The sequence below is a fragment of the Peribacillus sp. SIMBA_075 genome, assembly GCF_046534585.1.
Genome location: NZ_JAWRYN010000410.1, coordinates 1 through 286, shown reverse-complemented (window position 1 = coordinate 286; position 286 = coordinate 1). Strand labels below are relative to the sequence as shown.

The following is a 286-nucleotide window of genomic DNA, read 5'->3' as shown; positions in this document are numbered from 1 at the left end:
ATCTTGCTGAACAAATTCACCAGCTGAGCGAGCGCAGCAACGAACCTTTCATCCATGTCAACTGTAGCGCCATTCCCGAAACCTTGATCGAGTCAGAGCTGTTCGGCTATCACAAAGGGGCGTTTACGGGGGCTAGCCATTCGGGGAAAATTGGCTTAGTGAAAATGGCGGATAAAGGGACATTGTTCTTGGACGAAATTAGTGAGCTGCCCTACCACTTGCAGTCTAAATTACTCTTGCTCCTGCAAAATAAAACGTTTATGCCCATCGGCGGCACCAAAACCTA

The 286-nt window shown here is 48.3% G+C and carries 1 protein-coding gene; it reads left to right on the top strand.

All coding sequences use genetic code 11. The features are described from left to right. Positions 1-286 (top strand): sigma 54-interacting transcriptional regulator (locus tag SB775_RS28805; RefSeq protein WP_410864610.1); only part of this gene is annotated, 286 nt, incomplete at both ends.